Source organism: Mesorhizobium sp. WSM2561 (genome assembly GCF_000513915.1).
Lineage (GTDB): Bacteria > Pseudomonadota > Alphaproteobacteria > Rhizobiales > Rhizobiaceae > Mesorhizobium > Mesorhizobium muleiense.
In genome coordinates, this window is the sequence record NZ_AZUX01000003.1 from 237,273 (window position 1) to 256,718 (window position 19,446).

General features: G+C 64.0%; 20 protein-coding genes and 1 pseudogene. 10 read left to right on the forward strand and 11 right to left on the reverse strand.

Annotation, left to right across the window (positions count from 1 at the left end; genetic code table 11):
- Positions 1 to 34: 34 nt before the first annotated feature.
- From M727_RS0106035 to M727_RS0106050, 4 genes are all read right to left on the reverse strand, one after another.
- Positions 35 to 736 carry a DnaJ domain-containing protein gene (locus M727_RS0106035; protein ID WP_198032604.1) on the reverse strand — a complete coding sequence of 234 codons (702 nt, stop codon included), beginning with the start codon at positions 734 to 736 and terminating at the stop codon, positions 35 to 37.
- Positions 733 to 1,464, reverse strand: a complete 732-nt coding sequence (locus M727_RS0106040; RefSeq protein WP_027151914.1) for a hypothetical protein — start codon at positions 1,462 to 1,464, stop codon at positions 733 to 735. The genes M727_RS0106035 and M727_RS0106040 overlap by 4 nt, the downstream gene beginning before the upstream one ends.
- A 98-nt stretch (positions 1,465 to 1,562) precedes the next feature.
- Positions 1,563 to 2,000 (reverse strand): DUF1489 family protein, encoded by a 438-nt coding sequence (locus tag M727_RS0106045; protein WP_027151915.1) that lies wholly within the window; start codon positions 1,998 to 2,000, stop codon positions 1,563 to 1,565.
- Between the two features lie 104 nt (positions 2,001 to 2,104).
- Positions 2,105 to 3,508, reverse strand: a complete 1,404-nt coding sequence (locus M727_RS0106050) for an L-serine ammonia-lyase (protein ID WP_027151916.1) — start codon at positions 3,506 to 3,508, stop codon at positions 2,105 to 2,107.
- A 161-nt stretch (positions 3,509 to 3,669) separates the two neighbouring features.
- Between M727_RS0106050 and M727_RS0106055 the strand changes: the two genes are divergently transcribed.
- Complete coding sequence (locus tag M727_RS0106055) at positions 3,670 to 4,425, forward strand: DUF599 domain-containing protein (RefSeq protein ID WP_027151917.1); 756 nt, start codon at positions 3,670 to 3,672, stop codon at positions 4,423 to 4,425.
- Between the two features lie 35 nt (positions 4,426 to 4,460).
- Here the strand turns inward: M727_RS0106055 and M727_RS0106060 are convergent, their stop codons facing one another.
- The 4 genes from M727_RS0106060 to M727_RS0106075 form a co-directional block, all read right to left on the reverse strand.
- Positions 4,461 to 6,026, reverse strand: coding sequence for an amidase family protein (locus M727_RS0106060; protein ID WP_027151918.1), 1,566 nt, complete (start codon positions 6,024 to 6,026; stop codon positions 4,461 to 4,463).
- Positions 6,026 to 6,484 (reverse strand): GNAT family N-acetyltransferase, encoded by a 459-nt coding sequence (locus M727_RS0106065; RefSeq protein WP_027151919.1) that lies wholly within the window; start codon positions 6,482 to 6,484, stop codon positions 6,026 to 6,028. Before M727_RS0106065 ends, M727_RS0106060 begins: the two co-directional genes overlap by 1 nt.
- A gap of 7 nt (positions 6,485 to 6,491) precedes the next feature.
- On the reverse strand, positions 6,492 to 6,779 hold the full coding sequence (gene gatC, locus M727_RS0106070; protein ID WP_027151920.1) for an Asp-tRNA(Asn)/Glu-tRNA(Gln) amidotransferase subunit GatC: 288 nt from the start codon (positions 6,777 to 6,779) through the stop codon (positions 6,492 to 6,494).
- Between the two features lie 176 nt (positions 6,780 to 6,955).
- Entirely contained in the window at positions 6,956 to 7,663 is a 708-nt protein-coding gene (locus tag M727_RS0106075; protein ID WP_027151921.1) for a metal-dependent hydrolase, read from the reverse strand.
- Between the two features lie 98 nt (positions 7,664 to 7,761).
- On the opposite strand from M727_RS0106075, the gene ruvX reads away from it, so the two are divergent.
- The gene (gene ruvX, locus M727_RS0106080; protein WP_027151922.1) at positions 7,762 to 8,247 is read left to right on the forward strand and encodes a Holliday junction resolvase RuvX; all 486 of its coding nucleotides are present in this window, start codon (positions 7,762 to 7,764) and stop codon (positions 8,245 to 8,247) included.
- Here ruvX and M727_RS0106085 read toward each other — a convergent pair.
- The 3 genes from M727_RS0106085 to M727_RS0106095 all read right to left on the reverse strand — a co-directional run bounded on the left by M727_RS0106085 (position 8,214) and on the right by M727_RS0106095 (position 10,859).
- Positions 8,214 to 8,525, reverse strand: a complete 312-nt coding sequence (locus M727_RS0106085) for a DUF6105 family protein (RefSeq protein WP_027151923.1) — start codon at positions 8,523 to 8,525, stop codon at positions 8,214 to 8,216. The two genes, ruvX and M727_RS0106085, sit on opposite strands and share 34 nt — an antisense overlap.
- Positions 8,525 to 9,103, reverse strand: coding sequence for a hypothetical protein (locus M727_RS0106090; protein ID WP_027151924.1), 579 nt, complete (start codon positions 9,101 to 9,103; stop codon positions 8,525 to 8,527). The genes M727_RS0106085 and M727_RS0106090 overlap by 1 nt, the downstream gene beginning before the upstream one ends.
- Positions 9,104 to 9,230: 127 nt before the next feature.
- A complete protein-coding gene (locus M727_RS0106095; RefSeq protein ID WP_027151925.1) occupies positions 9,231 to 10,859 on the reverse strand; it encodes a DNA alkylation response protein in 1,629 nt (542 codons plus the stop codon).
- A 158-nt stretch (positions 10,860 to 11,017) separates the two neighbouring features.
- Between M727_RS0106095 and M727_RS0106100 the strand changes: the two genes are divergently transcribed.
- The 8 genes and pseudogenes from M727_RS0106100 to M727_RS0106135 all read left to right on the forward strand — a co-directional run bounded on the left by M727_RS0106100 (position 11,018) and on the right by M727_RS0106135 (position 19,440).
- Positions 11,018 to 11,983: an aspartate carbamoyltransferase catalytic subunit gene (locus M727_RS0106100; protein ID WP_027151926.1), complete on the forward strand. Its 966-nt coding sequence runs from the start codon at positions 11,018 to 11,020 to the stop codon at positions 11,981 to 11,983.
- Positions 11,980 to 13,266 (forward strand): dihydroorotase, encoded by a 1,287-nt coding sequence (locus tag M727_RS0106105; RefSeq protein WP_027151927.1) that lies wholly within the window; start codon positions 11,980 to 11,982, stop codon positions 13,264 to 13,266. Before M727_RS0106100 ends, M727_RS0106105 begins: the two co-directional genes overlap by 4 nt.
- A gap of 146 nt (positions 13,267 to 13,412) precedes the next feature.
- On the forward strand, positions 13,413 to 14,000 hold the full coding sequence (gene plsY / locus M727_RS0106110; protein WP_027151928.1) for a glycerol-3-phosphate 1-O-acyltransferase PlsY: 588 nt from the start codon (positions 13,413 to 13,415) through the stop codon (positions 13,998 to 14,000).
- Entirely contained in the window at positions 13,997 to 15,121 is a 1,125-nt protein-coding gene (gene dprA / locus M727_RS0106115) for a DNA-processing protein DprA (protein WP_027151929.1), read from the forward strand. Before plsY ends, dprA begins: the two co-directional genes overlap by 4 nt.
- 98 nt (positions 15,122 to 15,219) lie before the next feature.
- Positions 15,220 to 15,825, forward strand: a pseudogene (locus M727_RS0106120) (pyridoxal-dependent decarboxylase); the annotation flags it as partial.
- 70 nt (positions 15,826 to 15,895) lie between these two features.
- A complete protein-coding gene (locus M727_RS0106125) occupies positions 15,896 to 16,663 on the forward strand; it encodes a DeoR/GlpR family DNA-binding transcription regulator (RefSeq protein WP_027151931.1) in 768 nt (255 codons plus the stop codon).
- 139 nt (positions 16,664 to 16,802) lie between these two features.
- Entirely contained in the window at positions 16,803 to 18,329 is a 1,527-nt protein-coding gene (glpD, locus tag M727_RS0106130; protein WP_027151932.1) for a glycerol-3-phosphate dehydrogenase, read from the forward strand.
- Positions 18,330 to 18,357: 28 nt separating this feature from the next.
- On the forward strand, positions 18,358 to 19,440 hold the full coding sequence (locus M727_RS0106135; RefSeq protein ID WP_027151933.1) for an ABC transporter ATP-binding protein: 1,083 nt from the start codon (positions 18,358 to 18,360) through the stop codon (positions 19,438 to 19,440).
- Positions 19,441 to 19,446 lie beyond the last annotated feature (6 nt).

A 19,446-nucleotide genomic window follows, 5' to 3' on the forward strand; every position in this document is an offset into this window, starting at 1 on the left:
ACCATCTCCCGGAAGAATTCTGCGTCGAAGGAGACTAGTTGTGATTGGAGAGCAAGACGTCCTTGGCTTCGTTGATCCGCGCCGCCAAAAACGAAGTGCCGCCGAGATCGGGGTGCAGGCGCTGCATCAGGCGGCGGTGCGCCTTGCGGACATCCGCCGCGGCGGCCCCCGCTTCAAGACCAAGGATCTTGTAGGCCTCCTCCTTAGTCATGGCGCCCGAACCTGGCGAAACACCCAGCCCGTCGCCACCATTCGCCTCCGCGTATTTGCGCCAGATGGGAAATCTGCCGTCAAGATACGTCTCTAGCAGCTGGCGGCTCTCCGGGTCGCCGGGGAGTTCGCGATAAAGCTGCTGCAATTCCGCAAGGCTCATCGTGCCTAGCATCTTGCCTTCATGGCGGCCGGCGAGCACGAGCCCCTCCAGATTGCCGGTATCGTGATCAAGCTCCATTTCGAGGGCCGCGGTGCGCACCGTCGAATACTTGCCCGGCTCCAGTTTCGCCGTCGGCCGCTTCATCCGCATCGAGCCATACCAGGCGAGCGCCGTCGACAGGATCAAGCCGCCGATGCCTGCGCGTCCAACCAGGAGCGCGGCGACGCCGATCAGCGCCAGCAGGACAGGCCCAACTGTCTTCATCCAGCTTGCGAGTTTCGCGGGGTCGGCGCGCAGAAACACCATGGCCACGCCGAGCAGCACCAAAAGCAACGCCACGAATGCGATAGTCGCGCCCATCATTTCCTGCCGCTCCGCAGATGCTCGATCATCAGCCGGTCTTCCGGCCTGCCCCTGGCCTCCAGAGCCTTCAGCCCGCCGGTCGCAAACACGGCGACCGCCGATAGCAGGCTGGCCAAGGTTGCTGCGGCCCGCCGGTCAAATCGAAACCAGGCGCCTTTGGACAGCCGCGCGATTTCCTTGAACGCCTTTTCCGCGCCGGCATCATGGCCCTCCTGAAAGACGAAGACAGGAACGCCGTGCAGGCCGAGGCTGCCGGCCTTTTCCGCCAGATCGTCGATATTTTCCTCCATCGCGTCGCCGATATAGACCAGCGCGTTGACCTTGGCCGCCGCCGTCTGTTTCAGCGCATGGGCGAGCACCTTGCCGATCTGGGTGTGGCCGCTGCGGCATTCGATCCGCGTCATCAGCTGCTTCAGCGCGCTCGTATCGGTGACGAATGCGGATGAGCGGCACTCGCCAAAACCGCGAAAATAGACCAGTTGGACCTTGAGCGCCCCGGCCTTGCCGACGGCGTCGAACATCTCGCCCTGCAGCGCACAGGCGAGATCCCAGGTCGGCTGGCGGCTCATCGTCGCGTCGAGGGAAAGGATCAGCCTGCCAGTACCGGTCGCGGACGCAGCCAGCGTCCTTGCCTGACGGATAAACGCATCGATCTCGCCGCTGCTCGATTGGGATTCGACCGGCGCAGGATTGGCCTTTGCGGGCACGGGCTGCTTCTTGTCGCTCATGACATTCAAGATGTGGCGTTGTCACACAGCTTGCAAGCCCAGCATGAGGCGATCTGGAGGGCTGGCGATCACCGCAGCTTTGAATTTTGGGGGTCTTCCTAGAGAAGGCCGAGATCGGCAAGCTCGCGCCTGAGTTTCGGCGGCATTTCGACCAATCCCGCTTTGCCCCTGGAGAGATCGGCCGGTGCGTCCGACGGTTTCAAATAGCGCCAGCCTTGAAAGGCGCGGCGCGGCTGCCATTCAGTCGGCACGACCGCGGGATCGAGGATCAGGTGACAGCGACCGATACCCTCGTCATCGGTGAAAGGACGGATTTCGGTGATCAACTGGCGGCACTGCACGTTGCCCTTGATTACCCAGTAGAGGGAACCGCCATCGGTGACCTCGGCGCCGCGCGTCGGCATCATGCGGGTGGTGTGGTAGTGCTCGACCGGTTCACCGGCGCGCCGCCGTTCGTCGAGGCGGAAGGCGATCCACTCTTCGAGATCTTCGACGCTGTCGCAGCCAACGCAGAGCTTTATGAGATTGAGGGACATGGATCAAGGTTTAGTCCGGCGCGCGAAGGCGTCAACTGGCCCAATCGACTTTCTCCACAGCGCCGCTGTCCTCCACGGTGCCAATCCACAGTGCAAGGCTTGGCTCAGCATTCCACGATATTGACGGCCAGTCCGCCGAGGCTGGTTTCCTTGTATTTCTCGTTCATGTCGAGGCCGGTCTGGCGCATGGTCTCGATGGCGGCATCGAGCGGCACGAAATGAACGCCGTCGCCCTTGATGGCCAGCGACGCGGCAGTCACCGCCTTGACGGCGCCGAGCGCGTTGCGCTCGATGCAAGGCACCTGCACCAGCCCGCCGACCGGATCGCAGGTCATGCCGAGATGATGCTCAAGCGCGATCTCGGCGGCGTTCTCGACCTGCTCGGGCGTGCCGCCCATCACGGCGCACAGCCCCGCTGCCGCCATCGCCGAGGCCGAACCGACCTCACCCTGGCAGCCGACCTCGGCGCCCGAGATCGAAGCGTTGGTCTTGATGATGCCGCCGATCGCTGCCGCCGTCAGCAGGAAATCGCGGATGCTTGGCTGGTCGGCCTCGGGGTGGAAATGCAGCCAGTAGCGCAGCACCGCCGGCAGCGTGCCTGCAGCACCATTGGTCGGCGCGGTGACGACGCGCCCGCCGGCGGCGTTCTCTTCGTTTACCGCCATGGCATAGATCGACAGCCAGTCGTTGGCGAGCAGCGGATTGGGTCGGTTCTGCCGCCACTGCTCCTGCAGCTTGTCATGCAACTGACGCGCACGTCGGCGCACCTTCAGGCCGCCCGGCATGATGCCGTCCTGCGACAGGCCGCGCTCGATACAGCTCTTCATGGCTCTCCAGATGCCGTCGAGACCGGCGTCGAGCTCCTCGCGCGACATCTGCGTCTCTTCATTGACGCGCTTCATGTCGGCGATGGAAAGACCGCTTTTCGCGGCCATCGACAGCATCTCGACAGCGTTCTTGAAGGGGTATGGAACCTTCTTGCCTTCCGTCGTCACCGAACCCTTCGCCTTCATCCGCTGCAGCTCCTCCTCGGAAACCACGAAGCCGCCGCCGATCGAATAGTAGATACGCTTGAGCAGCAGGCGGTCGTCGGCATCATAGGCAGAGAAGGCCATGCCGTTGGCGTGGCCGGAAAGCGGCGTCTTGCGATCCAGCACCAGATCCGTGGCCGGGTCGAAGCGATAGGACGGATGCCCGGGCGGCGAAATCCGCTTCTCGGCGGCGATGCGGTCGACGATGCCGTCCGCCTGATCGGGGTCTACCGTCTGCGGCGTCTGGCCGGCAAGCCCGAGCACGACGGCGCGATCTGAACCATGGCCGATGCCGGTATAGGCAAGCGAGCCGTGCAGACTGGCGGCGATGCGGTCGACCTTGGCGCCGGCCGGGCGTGGCCAGTCGTCTCCCGCGACCTCGTCGAGAAAACGCCGCGCAGCCGTCATCGGTCCCATCGTGTGCGAACTCGATGGTCCAATGCCGATCTTGAACAGGTCGAAAACCGAAAGGAACACGCGCCGCTCTCTCCTGTTGGAATCTACATATAGGAATTCCTGTGATGTTTCCGCTCTTTCGAAGATTGCGGCGCTGCACCTGCCGACCTTGTTTGCTCCGGCAGCGACATCGTTGCGTTCCGCCATCGAAGCGCCGCCACCGCTTGTGGTAAGAGGGTTGCATGGGCGATTCCTTCCATTTGTCGACGGCAGACCTCGTTGCGCTGGGTTTTTTCGTTTTCGTGTGGGTGCTGCATACGCTCGCCTCCGACGGAAAGCTGGTCCGGCGCATGTCGCTGACGACGGCGATGAACGTCCAGCGTCAAGCCTGGATGCGGAACATGGCCGAACGCGAGGTCCGCATTGTCGACACCGCCATCATGGCCGGCCTTCAACAGGGAACCGCCTTCTTCGCCTCCAGTTCGCTGATTGCGATCGGCGGCTGTTTTGCCCTGCTCGGCGCCTCCGATCAGGTTGTTTCGGTGCTGAGCGACCTGCCGCTCGGCGCGACGTCGTCCCGCTCCGCCTTTCAGATGAAGGTGTTCGGATTGGTGCTGATCCTTGCCTATTCCTTTTTCAAGTTCGGCTGGGCCTACCGGCTGTTCAACTATTGCTCGATTCTGATCGGTGCGGTGCCGATCCCGCACGGCGAGGCTTCACGCAACCCGGTCAGCGAGACGGCGGTATGGCGGGCGGCACGCATGAACATGCTGGCCGGAAAACATTTCAATTCCGGCATGCGCGGCGTGTTCTTCTCGATCGGCTATCTCGGCTGGTTCGTCGACCCAAAAGTATTCGTGTTGTCGACGCTGCTGTTGCTGGCGGTTCTGGTGCGTCGCCAGTTCTTCTCGGCGGCACGGCAAGCCGTGATCGGTCAGCCGCCCGAGCCGACATCCGGTCCGGGAAAAAGCCGATCGATGCGGCCCGACAGCCGGTAGGCGACGCCCCTCACCCCTTCAGGTGGGAGACGACACTACCACCACTTTTCCGGCTGGAACGTACCCGCCGCCTGTTCGATGACATGGGCGGTCTGGAACAAGGTTTCCTCGTCGAACGGCCGGCCGATGAGCTGCAGGCCGAGCGGCAGGCCCTTGCCGTCGAGCCCTGCGGGCACGGCGATGCCCGGCAGTCCGGCCATGTTGACGGTCACCGTGAAGATGTCGTTGAGGTACATCTTGACCGGGTCGGCGGCCATGTCCTCGTCGGCGATGCCGAAGGCCGCCGACGGCGTCGCCGGCGTCAGGATGACGTCGACGCCGGCAGTGAATGCGTTTTCGAAATCCCGCTTGATGAGGTTGCGCACCTTCTGCGCCTGCAGATAGTAGGCGTCGTAGTAGCCGGCGGAGAGCACATAGGTGCCGATCATGATGCGGCGCTTGACCTCGCGGCCGAAGCCGGCGGCGCGGGTCTTCTCGTACATGTCGACGATGTCCTTGCCCGGCACGCGCAACCCGTAACGGACGCCGTCATAGCGGGCTAGGTTCGACGAGGCTTCGGCGGGCGCGACGATGTAATAGGCCGGCAGCGCATATTTGGTATGCGGAAGCGAAATGTCGACGATCTCGGCGCCGGCATCTTTCAGCCAGGCAATGCCCTTCTGCCACAGCGCCTCGATCTCATCGGGCATGCCGTCGACGCGGTATTCCCTCGGGATGCCGACCTTCATGCCCTTGATCGGCTTGCCGATCGCCGCCTCGTAATCCGGCACCGGGCGGTCGACCGAGGTGGTGTCCTTCGGATCGACCGAGGCCATGGATTTCAAGAGAATCGCGGCGTCACGCACGTCGCGGGCGATCGGACCGGCCTGGTCGAGCGACGAAGCGAAGGCGACGATGCCCCAGCGCGAGCAGCGGCCGTAGGTCGGCTTGATGCCGACCGTGCCGGTGAAGGCGGCGGGCTGGCGGATCGAGCCGCCGGTGTCGGTGGCGGTGGCACCGGCACACAGGAACGCCGAAACGGCGGAGGCCGAGCCACCCGACGAGCCGCCCGGCACGAGCTGGGCGTTATCCAGCGTGCGCGCGGTTCTGGTGCCGCCGGCCGAGACAAAGCCGCCATCGCCCTGATGCGTGGTCGGCATCACCATCGTGTCGACGCGCGAACGCCGCCATGGATTGACGACTGGGCCGTAGTAGGAGCTCTCATTGGACGAGCCCATGGCGAACTCGTCCATGTTGAGCTTGCCGAGCATGATGGCGCCGTCGGCCCACAGATTGGCGGTGACGGTCGATTCGTAGTGCGGCTTGAAGCCGTCCAGCACATGGCTGCAGGCCTGGGTGTGGATGCCTTCGGTGCCGAACAGGTCCTTGATGCCGAGCGGAATGCCTTCGAGCGACCCGCCCTCGCCCTTCGCAAGCTTTGCGTCCGAGGCCTTGGCCATCTCGCGCGCCTTGTCATCGGTTACGACGACATAGGCATTGAGCGCCGGATTGGCCCGCTCGATTGCCTGGAGATAGGCTTCAGTGATCTCGGTTGCGGTGATTTCCCTGGCGCGCAGCTTGGCGCGGGCCTGCGAAATCGTCAGGTGGGTCAGGTCGCTCATCAGGCAAGGCTCTTTTCGTAAAACACCGACCACCCGGAATCGGGATAGTCCAGCACCGGGCCGCAGCGCGAAAAACCGGCGCGTTCATAGACGGTCCACGCAGCCGGATGGCGGTCGCCGGTTTCCAGCACCAGACGCTTCAGTCCTTCATGGCGCGCCAGCACCTCGATTCGCTCGACGATCCCGGCGCCGATCTTCTGCCCGCGATGCGACGGCCGAGTGTACATGCGCTTGACCTCGCCGACGGCGCCGTCGTGACGCTTCAGCGCGCCGCAGCCGATGGCGAGGCCGTTGTCGCGAGCGATGAAGACAGTCGTGTCGTTGTCGGCCATCTGCTCGACGGTCATGTGGGAGCAGTGCTCCGGCGGCGTCAGTTCCAGCAGCGTGTCGTTGAGCTCCTTGACCAGCCCGCGCACGTCGTCCTGCAGCGGCGTTTCGATGGCGATCTCGATTGCCATCGGCGCGCTACTCCACGACCTTCGGAACGAGGAAGAAATTCTCTTCGGTGGCCGGTGCGTTGGCGACGATGTCGGCCGCCTTGCTGCCGTCGGTGACAACGTCCGGGCGCTTCTTCATCTCCATCGGAATGACCGACGTCATCGGCTCGACGCCGGAGACGTCGACCTCGTTCAACTGCTCGACAAAGCCGAGAATGGCGTTCAACTCGCCGGTCATGCGCTCGGCATCCGCCTCGCTCACCGCAATGCGGGCGAGCCGCGCGACGCGCTTCACTGTCTGCAGATCAACGGACATATTTGCTTGTGCCTCGGGAAAACCAGTCCGCGCTATAGCGGCGCGGCGCGTGCCGCGCAACATGCATCGTGCCGAGAACCGGCCCGGAAGGTCGATGGCAGCGCAACGCCGTCGCAGCGAACAGCTTGCGCCTTTGGCATGCTCCACAAGGTGCATGCTTCTACAAGGTGCATGCTCTACAGGGTGATTGTCCCGCCGATCTCCGGCAACGCAACCTTCACGCCGGATCCCTCCAACCCCGCGACAAACTTGTCGGCGGTCTGGTCGATGATGGGAAACGTGCCGAAGTGACTGGGAATGACCGTCTCGAACTGAAAAAAACGCCGGCAGGCAAGGGCTGCCACCGCGCCGCCCATGGTGAAGCGGTCGCCGATCGGCACGATGCCGATCTTCGGCTCGTGCAGTTCGTTGATCAGCGCCATGTCGGAAAAGATGTCGGTGTCGCCCATATGGTAGAGCGTCTTGTCTTCCTGGAAATGCAGCACGAGGCCCCCGGGATTGCCGAGATAGGTGTTCTGGCCCTTGTCGCCCGGGAACGACGAGGAATGCAGCGCCTGGACGAAGGTGGTGGTGAAGCCGCCGCAATCGATCGTGCCGCCGATATTGCCAGGATTGATCTTCTTGTCGCTGACGCCCCTGCCGACCAGGTACATGCAGACCTCGAAATTGGCGACCAGCATGGCGCCGCTTTTCCCGAGCACTTCGAGCGCACCGCTGATGTGGTCGCTGTGGCCGTGGGTCAACAGGACATGCGTGACCCCTTCCGCCGGTCCTTCCCAGCCGCCCGTCCATGACGGATTGCCGATCAGGTAGGGATCGATGAGGATTTTCGCGTCGGCGGTTTCGACGCGAAATGCGGAATGTCCGTACCAGGTCAGTTTCATGAAAGCCTTCCTCGATTTTTGCTTCGCCAAAGGATAGAACGCCGGCAGTGAAATTAAAGTCCCACAGCGTCCTTTGAGGACGTATCCGAGGAAAGCCGTTGAGCATCATCACCATCGAGGAGTTGCCGGCGCGGCTCGGCGGCGGCAAGACGCTGGCCGGGCTCGACCTTGGCGACAAGACGATTGGCGTGGCGGTTTCCGACCGGGGCTTTGCCTTCGCCCACCCGCGTCCCGTCATCATGCGCAGGAAATTCTCGCTGGATGCCGCAGTGCTGCTCGCCTTGCTGGAGAAAGAGAATGTCGGGGCCGTGGTGCTCGGCCTGCCGGTCAACATGGACGGGTCGGAAGGCCCGCGCGCCCAGAAATCCCGCGCCTTCGCCCGTAACATGGCTGGGGTGACCGACCTGCCCTTCGTTTTGTGGGACGAGCGGCTGTCGACGGTGGCGGCCGAGCGGACGCTGATCGAGATGGATTTTTCGCGCCGCAAACGCGCCGGCAAGATCGATTCGGCCGCGGCGGCCTTTATTCTGCAGGGCGCGCTCGACCGGCTTCAGGCGCTCGGCGTCGACGCCTGGTCGAGATAGCGCTCGCGCATTATCCTGATCCAGCCTCCGATCACCCGGCGGCGGCGAAACGCCCAAAACGCCATCAGCAGCAAGCTGTCGAGGATGCAGGCCTTTGCCACCATGCCGGGAATGAGCGCCGGATCGATGCCAAGCATCTCGCCATAGAGCTGGAAGACGAGGTCATGCAATTGACGGCTCAGCATGACATAGCCGAAATTGATGTCGTTGAGCGACAGGAAGAACCAGCCCCAGAACAGAGCGAGCGGGGCCGCCCACAGCGCGAACAAGGTGCGCATCAGCGGCCATCCCTCAAGTTCGTGTCCGGCCTCAAGTTTGTGTCCGGCCGGCCGGAAATGCGCGAGAGCGCCGAGTTGTGCGCCGCCGCCTTCGCCATCACATGCGCTGCGGCACGGATTTCGCCGGTGCCCGGATCCACTGCGGCAAAAGCCGACCGCCGCTCTGCGAGCATGGCGACATAGGAAGCCAGCAGTGCCGCCAGCTGCACCGCGACGGCCATGAACAGCCCGTTGATGCCTTGCGCGGCGCCGCCGACCACGATCAGCGACAGCACGCCGGAGGCGGAGATGAAGGCCACCCGCACAACGCTGTCGGTGGCGTCCGGATTTGTCGGGATGCTGAATAGAGTCTCGACAAAAGCCCAGCAGAACAGCACCGCGACGATAAGCAATGCCACGGCAAGCGGCGCCACCACGATAGCGTTTTCGAGGTCGACGAAGCGGGTGTTCTGGACGGCAACGCCGAGCACGCCAAGCGCTGCCGCAACGCCGCGATTCCCGTCGATGCAGATGAACGCCAGCAGGGCGAAAACGACCGCCCAGTGCAAGGCCAGAAAGGAGCTCAATATGTGCCGCATAGCGTTCCTGCTTCGGTAAACAGGACAGTGGGCTTTGCAGCTTGCGACCGCAATGGAAACCATTTGTTAAGGTTAACGGCTTTCCACAGAGCAGCGATCGACGAGGGAAATCCGTCCCGAAGCCTTCTCAGGTGACCGGCGGATAGAGCGTGTCGATGATCATGCGCGCGTCATGGCGTGAATCGAGCATGCCATAGGTGTTGCGCCACTGGCCGGCGAGGCGCGTCTCGACGAACGCGTCGGCGATCCGCCCTGCCCCCAGCCTGCGAAGCTCCGCCGCCGCCGCCGACAGCGCCAGTTGCTCGGTGAGCAGACGGGCCGAGCCCTCATCGGTTGCCGCGACCTGCATTGCTGCCTTGAGCACACCGACGGTGCCGCGCCCGCCGGCGCCGAGATCGCGATCGATGCCGGCCAGCACCTCCTCGAACAGTCCGGGTGCACGCCCCAGCACGCGCAGCACGTCGAGCGCCATGACGTTGCCGGATCCCTCCCAGATCGCGTTGACCGGAGCTTCGCGATAGTAGCGGGCGAGCGGCGCCTCCTCGACATAGCCATTGCCGCCGAGGCATTCCATCGCCTCGTAGAGCAGCGGCGGCGCGATCTTGCAGACCCAGTATTTGACGACCGGCGTCATGGCGCGCGCAAAAGCCGCCTCGCCGCGATCGCCGGCCGCCTCGTCGAACGAGCGCGCCAGTCGGAATGACAGCGCGGTGGCGGCGGCGACGTCGAGCGCCATGTCGGCCAGCACGCGCTGCATCAGCGGCTGCTCGATCAGATTGGTTCCAAACACCTGGCGGTGACGGGTGTGGTGGACGGCTTCGGCCAGCCCGGCTCGCATGATCGCCGACGAGGCGATCGCGCAGTCGAGCCGGGTCAGCGTCACCATATCCATGATCGCCTTGACGCCTGCCCCGGGCTCGCCGACCATCTCGCCGATGGCATTGACGAACTCGACTTCGGACGAGGCGTTGGAGCGGTTGCCAAGCTTGTCCTTCAGCCGCTGGAAGCGAAAGCCGTTGCCCGAGCCATCGCCGAGAATGCGCGGAACGAGAAAGCACGAGAGTCCTTCCGGCGCCTGTCCAAGCACCAGGAACGCATCCGACATCGGCGCCGACATGAACCATTTGTGGCCGGTCAGCCGATAGAAGCTGCTGCCGGCGCGCTCGGCCCTGGTGACGTTGGCGCGGACGTCGGTGCCGCCCTGCTTCTCGGTCATGCCCATGCCGAGCGTCAGCCCGGCTTTTTCGACCGGCGGCTTCTGGCTCTGGTCGTATTTGCGTGTCGTCACCCGCGGCGCCCATTCGCGAAACAGTTTTGGGCTTGCCATCAGCGCTGCCAGCGAGGCGCTGGTCATGGTGATGGGACAGAGATGCCCGGTTTCGAGCTGCGCCGTCAGGTAGAAACGGGCGGCGCGCACCTGATGGCGGCGGCCGATCTCGGCATCGCCATTTTCCCAGACCGACGAATGCAGCCCGTTCGCCACCGACCGGCGCATCAGCGCATGATAGGCTGGATGGAACTCGACCAGATCGATGCGCCGGCCCTGGCGGTCATGGGTCCTGAGCTTCGGCGTCTCGACATTGGCGAGGCGAGCCAATTCCTGCGCCTCCTGCGTCAGCACGAAACGGCCAAGCCCATCGACATCCTTGCGCACCGGGTCGGAAAAACGCTCGGCAAGCTGGATCAGCAACGGATCGCCTCGCCAGGCGTTGCCGCCTGCCAGCGGCGGCGGCTGGTTCGTCACGTCGTCGGTCACACACTGTCCTTATCATCACAAGGCCACGAATCCGAAGCCATCAGCTAGATATAGCCCAAGCCGCGCAACGAGCGCGACGAAAATACCGGGGAGAAAGGCCGCAATCCAAAGCTGGTGCTTGCAGCCAAAGGTCCTCCACCCTATAGCAGCGCCTTGAGATGACCGACGCTTCGTCCCTGCCACTCTACCCCCACCGCCATCTTCTGGGCATCCGCGATCTTTCCCTCGCCGACATCGAGCTTTTGCTGGACAGGGCGGACCGGTCGGTCGCGATCTCGCGGCAGTCGGAGAAGAAGGCCTCGACGCTGCGTGGCCGCACCCAGATCAATCTGTTCTACGAAGCTTCGACCCGGACGCAATCGTCGTTCGAACTGGCCGGAAAACGGCTCGGCGCCGACGTCATGAACATGTCGGTGGCCAGTTCCTCGGTGAAAAAGGGCGAGACGCTGATCGACACGGCGATGACGCTGAACGCCATGCACCCCGACATCCTGATCATCCGCCACCAGTCGGCGGGTGCCGCCGCGCTGCTGGCGCAAAAGGTCGGCTGCTCGGTGATCAATGCCGGCGACGGCGCCCATGAGCACCCGACGCAGGCGCTGCTCGACGCGCTGACCATCCGCCGCGCCAGGGGCCCGCTGTCGAAGCTGATCGTGGCGATCTGCGGCGACATCCTGCATTCGCGCGTGGCGCGCTCCAACATCATGCTGCTCAATGCGCTAGGCGCGCAGGTGCGCGTCGTGGCGCCGTCGACGCTTTTGCCCGCCGGCATCGAGAAAATGGGCGTGATCGTCACCCGTTCGATGGCCGAAGGGCTCAAGGACGCGGATGTGGTGATGATGCTGCGGCTGCAGCGCGAGCGCATGGAAGGCGCCTTCGTGCCTTCGGTGCGTGAGTATTTCCACTATTTCGGCCTCGACGCCGAGAAGCTGAAGGCGGCCAAGGACGGCGCTCTGGTGATGCATCCCGGCCCGATGAACCGCGGCGTCGAGATCGCCTCGGAAATCGCCGACGGTCCGCAGAGCGTCATCCAGGAACAGGTGGAGATGGGTGTTGCCGTGCGCATGGCGGTGATGGAAGCGCTGCTCGATCCCCGCCGCAATTATGAGGGCCGCGGCGCATGAGCACAACGGTGTTCAGCCGGGCCCGCATCGTCGATCCGTCGCGCGGCATTGACGAGGTCGGCACCGTCATTGTCGAGGGCCGCAAGATCGTCGCCGCCGGCAAGGCGGCCTTGAACCAGGGCGCTCCGCAAGATGCTAATGTCATCGACTGCGCCGGCAAGGCAATCATTCCCGGCCTGATCGATGCGCGCGTCTTCATCGGCGAGCCGGGCGGCGAACATCGCGAGACCATCGCTTCGGCCAGCGTGGCGGCGGCGGCCGGCGGCGTCACTTCCATCGTCATGATGCCCGACACCGACCCGGTGATCGACAATGTCGCGCTGGTCGAATTCGTGCTGCGCACCGCCAAGGATACGGCCGTCGTCAACATCTTTCCGGCGGCGGCGATCACCAAGGGGCTCGAAGGCCGCGAGATGACCGAATTCGGCCTGCTGCGCGAGGCCGGCGCGATCGCCTTCACCGACGGGCGGCACACCATAGCAAGCGCACTGGTGATGCGCCGCGCGCTGACCTATGCGCGCGATTTCGGCGGCGTGATCGCGCATGAAACCCAGGACGCCGAACTCGCTTCGTCAGGCGTCATGAACGAAGGCCTCTATGCCAGCTGGCTCGGCCTTGCCGGCATTCCGCGCGAGGCCGAGTCCATTCCGCTGGAGCGCGATCTTGCGCTGGCGCGGCTGACTGGCGGCGCCTATCACGCGGCCAAGATTTCGACTGCGATGGCGGCAAACGCGGTAACGAGGGCCAAGGCCGACGGCGCCAAAGTCACAGCAGGCGTCTCGATCCACAATCTGTCGCTCAACGAGAACGATGTCGGCGAATACCGCACCTTCTTCCGGCTGACGCCGCCGCTGCGCGCCGAGGAGGACCGGCTGGCGATGATCGAGGCGGTCAAGGACGGCACCATCGACATCATCGTATCCTCGCACGACCCGCAGGACGTCGACACCAAGCGGCTGCCTTTCGCCGACGCCGCGGCCGGTGCCATCGGACTGGAAACGCTGCTCGGCGCGGCGCTGCGGCTCTACCACAATGGCGATATGACGCTGCTCAGGTTGGTTGAGACGTTGTCCACTGCGCCGGCAAGACTGTTCGGCCTGCCCGGCGGCACGCTGAAGCCGGGTGCGGTCGCCGACCTTGCGCTGGTCGATCTCGACGAGCCATGGATCGTCAGCGAAAGCGGCATCCGTTCGCGCTCGAAAAACACCTGTTTCGAAGGCGCGCGGCTGCAGGGCAAGGTCTTGCAAACGATGGTGGCGGGCCGCACAGTGTTTTCGGCCTAATGCATGTCGCGCAAAAGCATGCCCTCGGGCCTGACCCGAGGGTGCGCAGCGGTTTTGCGATAACGACATGCATAAAACAGCAACCTAAAGCGCGTCGCATGAGGCCGGTCAAACGCGACGCGCTTTAGGGCATATCCGGGGGAACAATGGCTTACGGCATCGTCTTGGCGCTGGTGTTCGGCTATCTGCTCGGCTCGATCCCGTTCGGCCTCCTGATCACCCGTGCCGCCGGCCTTGGCGACGTCCGCAACATCGGCTCCGGCAATATCGGCGCCACCAATGTGCTGCGCACCGGCAACAAGGGCCTGGCTGCCGCCACGCTGCTGCTCGACGCGCTGAAAGGGACGGCGGCGGTGCTGATCGCCGGTTACTTTGCCCCGGAGCTCGGGCTCTGGGCCGGCTTCGGCGCCTTCTTCGGCCATCTCTTCCCGGTCTGGCTCGGTTTCAAGGGCGGCAAAGGGGTCGCCACCTATCTCGGCGTGTTGATCGCTCTTGCCTGGCAGGTGGCGCTGATCTTTGCCGTCGTCTGGCTGGCCATGGCTTTCCTGTTCCGCTATTCCTCGCTGGCGGCGCTGACGGCAGCAATCGTCGTGCCGATCGCGCTCTATGTCCTCAGCACGCCCGAGATTGCCGGGCTGTTCGCGCTGATGAGCCTGACCGTCATCATAAAACACCGGGCCAACATTACCCGGCTGCTGGCCGGCACCGAGAACAAGATCGGAGCCAGGGAGTGAGCCAGCGCGCCGCCGGGACGCGGCTCAGCGACCGGCAGCGGTTGAGCTGGCTTCGTTTGATCCGCACGCCGAATGTCGGCCCCGCCACCTTTCGCGACCTGATCAACCGCTTCGGCTCGGCCGAGACGGCGCTCGAGATGCTGCCCGAGCTGATGGTCTCGGGCGGCGCCAGAAAGAGCGTCCGCATCCCGACGATGGCCGAGGCCGAGGCGGAACTGGAGACTGCCCGCCGCGCCGGCGCCCGCTTCGTCGGCATTGGCGAGGCCGACTATCCGCCGCTGATGAAAAGCATGGACCATCCGCCGCCGCTGCTCGCGGTCAAGGGCGAAGGCGCGGTGTTCCGGCTGCCGGCGGTCGCCATAGTCGGCGCCCGCAACGCCTCGCTGGCCGGCATCAAGATGGCGCGGACGCTCGCCGCCGAACTCGGCCGCGACGGCTTCGGCATCGTCTCCGGCCTGGCGCGCGGCATCGACACGGCAGCCCATCAGGGCAGCCTTGCGTCAGGCACGATCGGTGTGCTGGCCGGCGGCCTCGACCTGCCCTACCCGCCCGAGAATGCCGCATTGTGCAACGAGATTGCCGAGCGCGGCGGCGCCATCATTTCAGAGATGCCGTTCGGCTGGCAGCCGCGCGCCCAGGATTTTCCACGCCGCAACCGCCTTGTCGCCGGTGCGGCATTGGGGCTGGTCGTGGTCGAGGCGGCGCTGCGTTCCGGCTCGCTGATCAGCGCCAGGCTTGCCGGCGAGATGGGCCGGCTGGTCTTCGCCGTCCCCGGCTCGCCGCTCGATCCGCGCGCCGCGGGCGCCAACGCCTTGCTCAAGGACGGCGCCACCCTGGTCACCGAAGCATCGGACATTACCGGTGCGATCGCGCCGCTGGTCGGCGCACTGGCGCCAAGGATGCCGCTGCTCGAAGAGCCGCCCGACTTTTCGGCAACACCGCCACCCGGCGAAGACGACCGCGCCCGCGTCATCGAAGCGCTCGGCCCAACGCCGGTGGCGATCGACGAAATCATCCGCCACACCGGCCTGCATCCCGCCCAGGTTTTCATGGTGCTGCTGGAACTCGACCTCGCCGGCCGGCTGGAGCGCCACGCCGGCGGCAATGTCTCGCTGGTGTGATCGAGACGATCCTCGAGAGAACCTGGCTCGACGCCGCTGGAAAACCCAAGGCGTCATGAAGCATCTCGCTTTAGACCGGGAAACAGCAACGCTAACCTTCCATCGTCTTCAACCCGCACAAATGGCTGGGCGCGCAGTTCGACTGCTCGGTGCAGTTCATCCGCCGGCCGGAAGACCTGGTGCGGACGCTGGCCATCAAGCCGGATTACCTGGAGACGCATGGGCGCGACGGCATCATCAACTATTCCGAGTGGTCGGTGCCGCTCGGGCGGCGCTTTCGCGCACTGAAACTGTGGTTCCTGCTGCGCGCCCACGGGCTGGAAGATCTGCGGACCAGGATTCGCAACCATGTCGCCTGGAGCGAAGGGCTGGCCGAGCGGCTGGCCAGGGAACCGGATTTCGAGATCGCCTCGGAGCCGATGCTGTCGCTGTTCTCGTTCCGGCATCGGGCGGCCGGCACCGATTCGGACGAACACAATCTGCGGCTGGTCAACGCGATCAACGACGATGGCCGCATCTACCTGACGCAGACACGGGTGGACGGGCAGGTCGCGATCCGCTTTCAGGTCGGCCAGTTCGAGACGACGGCGGCGGATGTCGACACCGCATTCGAGGTCATCACCGAAATCGCTCGCCGGCTGGCCGGAAATTGGTCGGCGAAGTTGCGTCGAGGTTTGTCTTTGGCCGCATGCATTTTTCGTTAGCCGGCCCCATGCCTTTTCACCGCTTTCGTTTTTCGCTATAGACAAGGAAAACGAAAATGGAAGGTCACCGATGTATCTGTCGCCGCGTCATTCCGAGATCATCCAGATGGCCAAGGACAATGGCCGCGTGCTGGTAGACGAACTGGCAACGCATTTCAACGTGACGCAGCAGACCATCCGCAAGGACCTCAACGATCTGTGCGACCAGCGCCTGCTTTCCCGTATCCATGGCGGGGCGCTGTTCCCGTCCGGCATCGAGAACATGGAATATGAGGCGCGGCGCAAGATCGCCGCCGACGAGAAGGAGGCGATCGGTCGCGCCGCAGCCAGGCTGATACCGGACAACGCCTCGCTGTTCATCAATATCGGCACCACGACGGAGTCGGTCAGCAAGGCGCTTCTCGATCATGCCGGCCTGATGGTCATCACCAATAATATCAATGTTGCCAACAGGATGCGTATATATCCTTCCATCGAAGTTGTTATTGCCGGCGGCGTCGTGCGCGGTTCCGACGGCGGTGTGGTCGGCGAGGCGGCGGTCGATTTCATCAGGCAGTTCAAAGTCGACTACGCGGTGATCGGCGCCTCGGCGATCGACCATGACGGTGCGTTGCTCGATTTCGATTTTCGCGAGGTGAAGGTGGCGCAGGCGATCATCGCCAATGCCCGGCATGTCATCCTCGTTTCCGACCAGACCAAGTTCGAGCGGACGGCGCCGGTTCGCATCGGCCACCTGTCGCAGGTCAACACTTTCATCACCGACCGCTGCGACATCCCGTCGGTGCGCAAGATCTGCCAGGAAGCAGAGGTTCAACTGATCGAAACCTCGCTCTCCTAGATGGGACCGTTGATGGTGCCGTTGCGGCAACTCCCGCTGTTTATATTTCGTTTGACATTCGTTCCTATTTCGAAATAATTCCGACACGGTTTCGTAAAAACCTAAAAATGCTGCAATGCGAAATCCGGGAGGACTTTTTGTGAGCGCATCCCCGATCCATGACATCTTCGTCATCGGTGGCGGTATCAACGGCTGCGGCATTGCCCGCGATGCGGTTGGGCGCGGCTTCTCGGTGTTTCTTGCCGAGATGAACGATCTGGCCAGCGGCACGTCCTCGGGCTCGACCAAACTGATCCATGGCGGCTTGCGCTATCTGGAGTTCTATGAGTTCCGCCTGGTGCGCGAGGCGCTGATGGAGCGCGAGGTCCTCTGGAAGAACGCGCCGCACATCATCTGGCCGATGCGCTTCGTGCTGCCCTATGCCAACGGCCTGCGCCCGGCCTGGCTGATCAGGCTCGGCCTTTTCCTCTACGACCACATTGGCGGACGCAAATTGCTGCCGGCGACCAAGACGCTGGACATGGCGAACGACCCAGCCGGCAAGCCGCTGAAGCCGTTGTTTCGCAAGGCCTTCGAATATTCCGACGGCTGGGTCAACGATGCGCGGCTGGTGGCGTTGAACGCCCGCGACGCCGCCGATCGCGGCGCAACGATCCGAACCCGCACGAAAGTCGTCGGCGCACGCCGTGAAGGCGAGTTTTGGACGGTCAGGCTGGAAAACACGCAGACCGGCGACACCGAGGAGGTCAAGGCGCGGCTTTTGGTCAACGCCGCCGGCCCATGGGTCGACCACGTGCTGTCGGCTACGGTCGGCTTGAACGACGTGCACAATGTCCGGCTGGTACAGGGCAGCCATATCGTCATCAGCAAGAAATTCGACGATCCGCGCGCCTATTTCTTTCAGAACAAGGATGGCCGCATCATCTTTGCCATCCCCTATGAGGATGAGTTCACGCTGATCGGCACCACCGACCAGGACTTTTCCGGCGACCCGCATGACGTGAAGATCAGCGATGCCGAGATCGATTACCTCTGTGCCGCGGCGAGCGAATATTTCGCGCAGGCGGTCAAGCGTTCGGACATCGTCTGGACCTATTCCGCCGTGCGCCCGCTTTATGACGACGGCGCCTCGAAGGCGCAGGAAGCGACCCGCGATTATGTGCTGAAGACCGACGGCGGCGAAGGCACGGCGCCGATCGTCAATACCTTCGGCGGCAAGATCACCACCTATCGCCGGCTTTCGGAATCGATGCTCGAGAAAATCGAGGGTTTTCTCGGCAAGCGCGGCAAACCGTGGACGGCAAACGCGCCGCTGCCGGGCGGCGATTTCCCGGCGAGCGGCTTCGACGCCGAAGTGGCGAAACTGAAGACGGCCTATCCGTTCCTCGATGCGCGTCTGGCGCGCCGCCTGACCCGGCTTTACGGGACTCGCGCGAGGATGCTGCTGGGCCTCGCCAGGTCGAATGCCGACCTTGGCCGCAACTTTGGCGCCGATCTCTACGAGGCCGAGGTGCGCTACCTCGTTCAAAATGAATGGGCGATGACGGCCGAAGATGTATTGTGGCGCAGGACCAAGCGCGGCCTGCAACTGAGCCGCGAGCAGGCGGCAGCGCTCGATGAATTCATGCGCGGGATAAGCCGGCGCCATGTCGCGGCTGCCGAATAGTCATGCAGAAAGCCTGGGAGGAGGCATCATGCTGGAACTGAGAAACGTGACGAAGACGGTCGGGGCGATGGAGCATATACGCGACGTCTCGCTGACGCTTCAGCACGGCTCGCTCAACGTCCTTCTCGGGCCGACGCTTTCCGGCAAGACCAGCCTGATGCGGCTGATGGCCGGCCTTGACGTGCCGACATCCGGCTCGGTCTGGTTCGATGGCAAGGATGTCACCGGCATCCCGGTGCAGAAGCGCAACGTCGCCATGGTCTACCAGCAGTTCATCAACTATCCGGCGATGACCGTTTACGAGAACATCGCCTCGCCGCTGAGGGTGGCCGGGACCGAGCGGGCAAAGATCGACAAGGAGGTGCGCGATGCCGCAGCCCTTCTCAAGCTGACGCCCTTTCTCGACCGCACGCCGCTCAGCCTCTCCGGCGGCCAGCAGCAGCGCACCGCGCTGGCCCGCGCCATCGTCAAGAACGCCAGCCTCGTGCTGCTCGACGAGCCACTCGCCAACCTCGACTACAAGCTGCGCGAGGAGCTGCGCGCGGAATTGCCGAAGATCTTCGCGGCGACCGGTACCATCTTCGTCTACGCCACGACCGAGCCGCACGAAGCCTTGCTGCTCGGCGGCAACACGGCGACGCTTTCCGAAGGCCGCATCACCCAGTTCGGCCCGACGATCGACGTCTTCCGCAGGCCGAACGACCTCGTCACGGCCAAGACGTTCGCCGATCCGCCGCTCAACACGATCGTGCTGAAGAAGAGCGGTTCGAGCTTCCTTCTTGAAGGTGGGGTGAGCCTCCCGGTGCCGGCTGAACTCGCCGGTATTGCCGATACGAGTTACACGATCGGCTTCCAGCCCCACCATCTCTCTCTTGCCCGGCCGAGCCCGTCGGCGGTGGCGGTGAGAGCCAAGGTGTCGGTCACCGAAATCACTGGTTCTGAAAGTTTTGTGCATCTCGATTTCGCCGATGTCCGCTGGGTCATGCTTGAGCACGGCATTTTCGTGTTCGAGCCGGACCAGCTCATCGAGGTATTCATCGACCCGCGGCACATCATGGTTTTCGACGCGAACGGCCGCTCGGCCGCGCCGCCACAGATGCTGGCGGCTTGAGGGAGG

What these genes read in the sequence shown, in the direction of transcription:
- M727_RS0106060 (WP_027151918.1), bottom strand. Translation starts at nt 6,026, where the DNA reads ATGAGCGACCTGACCCACCTGACGATTTCGCAGGCCCGCGCCAAGCTG.
- M727_RS0106055 (WP_027151917.1), top strand. Translation starts at nt 3,670, where the DNA reads ATGGGCGATTCCTTCCATTTGTCGACGGCAGACCTCGTTGCGCTGGGT.
- M727_RS0106090 (WP_027151924.1), bottom strand. Translation starts at nt 9,103, where the DNA reads ATGCGGCACATATTGAGCTCCTTTCTGGCCTTGCACTGGGCGGTCGTT.
- M727_RS0106040 (WP_027151914.1), bottom strand. Translation starts at nt 1,464, where the DNA reads ATGAGCGACAAGAAGCAGCCCGTGCCCGCAAAGGCCAATCCTGCGCCG.
- M727_RS0106135 (WP_027151933.1), top strand. Translation starts at nt 18,358, where the DNA reads ATGCTGGAACTGAGAAACGTGACGAAGACGGTCGGGGCGATGGAGCAT.
- M727_RS0106100 (WP_027151926.1), top strand. Translation starts at nt 11,018, where the DNA reads ATGACCGACGCTTCGTCCCTGCCACTCTACCCCCACCGCCATCTTCTG.
- M727_RS0106075 (WP_027151921.1), bottom strand. Translation starts at nt 7,663, where the DNA reads ATGAAACTGACCTGGTACGGACATTCCGCATTTCGCGTCGAAACCGCC.
- M727_RS0106065 (WP_027151919.1), bottom strand. Translation starts at nt 6,484, where the DNA reads ATGGCAATCGAGATCGCCATCGAAACGCCGCTGCAGGACGACGTGCGC.
- M727_RS0106125 (WP_027151931.1), top strand. Translation starts at nt 15,896, where the DNA reads ATGTATCTGTCGCCGCGTCATTCCGAGATCATCCAGATGGCCAAGGAC.
- M727_RS0106105 (WP_027151927.1), top strand. Translation starts at nt 11,980, where the DNA reads ATGAGCACAACGGTGTTCAGCCGGGCCCGCATCGTCGATCCGTCGCGC.
- M727_RS0106085 (WP_027151923.1), bottom strand. Translation starts at nt 8,525, where the DNA reads ATGCGCACCTTGTTCGCGCTGTGGGCGGCCCCGCTCGCTCTGTTCTGG.
- M727_RS0106035 (WP_198032604.1), bottom strand. Translation starts at nt 736, where the DNA reads ATGATGGGCGCGACTATCGCATTCGTGGCGTTGCTTTTGGTGCTGCTC.
- M727_RS0106045 (WP_027151915.1), bottom strand. Translation starts at nt 2,000, where the DNA reads ATGTCCCTCAATCTCATAAAGCTCTGCGTTGGCTGCGACAGCGTCGAA.
- plsY (WP_027151928.1), top strand. Translation starts at nt 13,413, where the DNA reads ATGGCTTACGGCATCGTCTTGGCGCTGGTGTTCGGCTATCTGCTCGGC.
- gatC (WP_027151920.1), bottom strand. Translation starts at nt 6,779, where the DNA reads ATGTCCGTTGATCTGCAGACAGTGAAGCGCGTCGCGCGGCTCGCCCGC.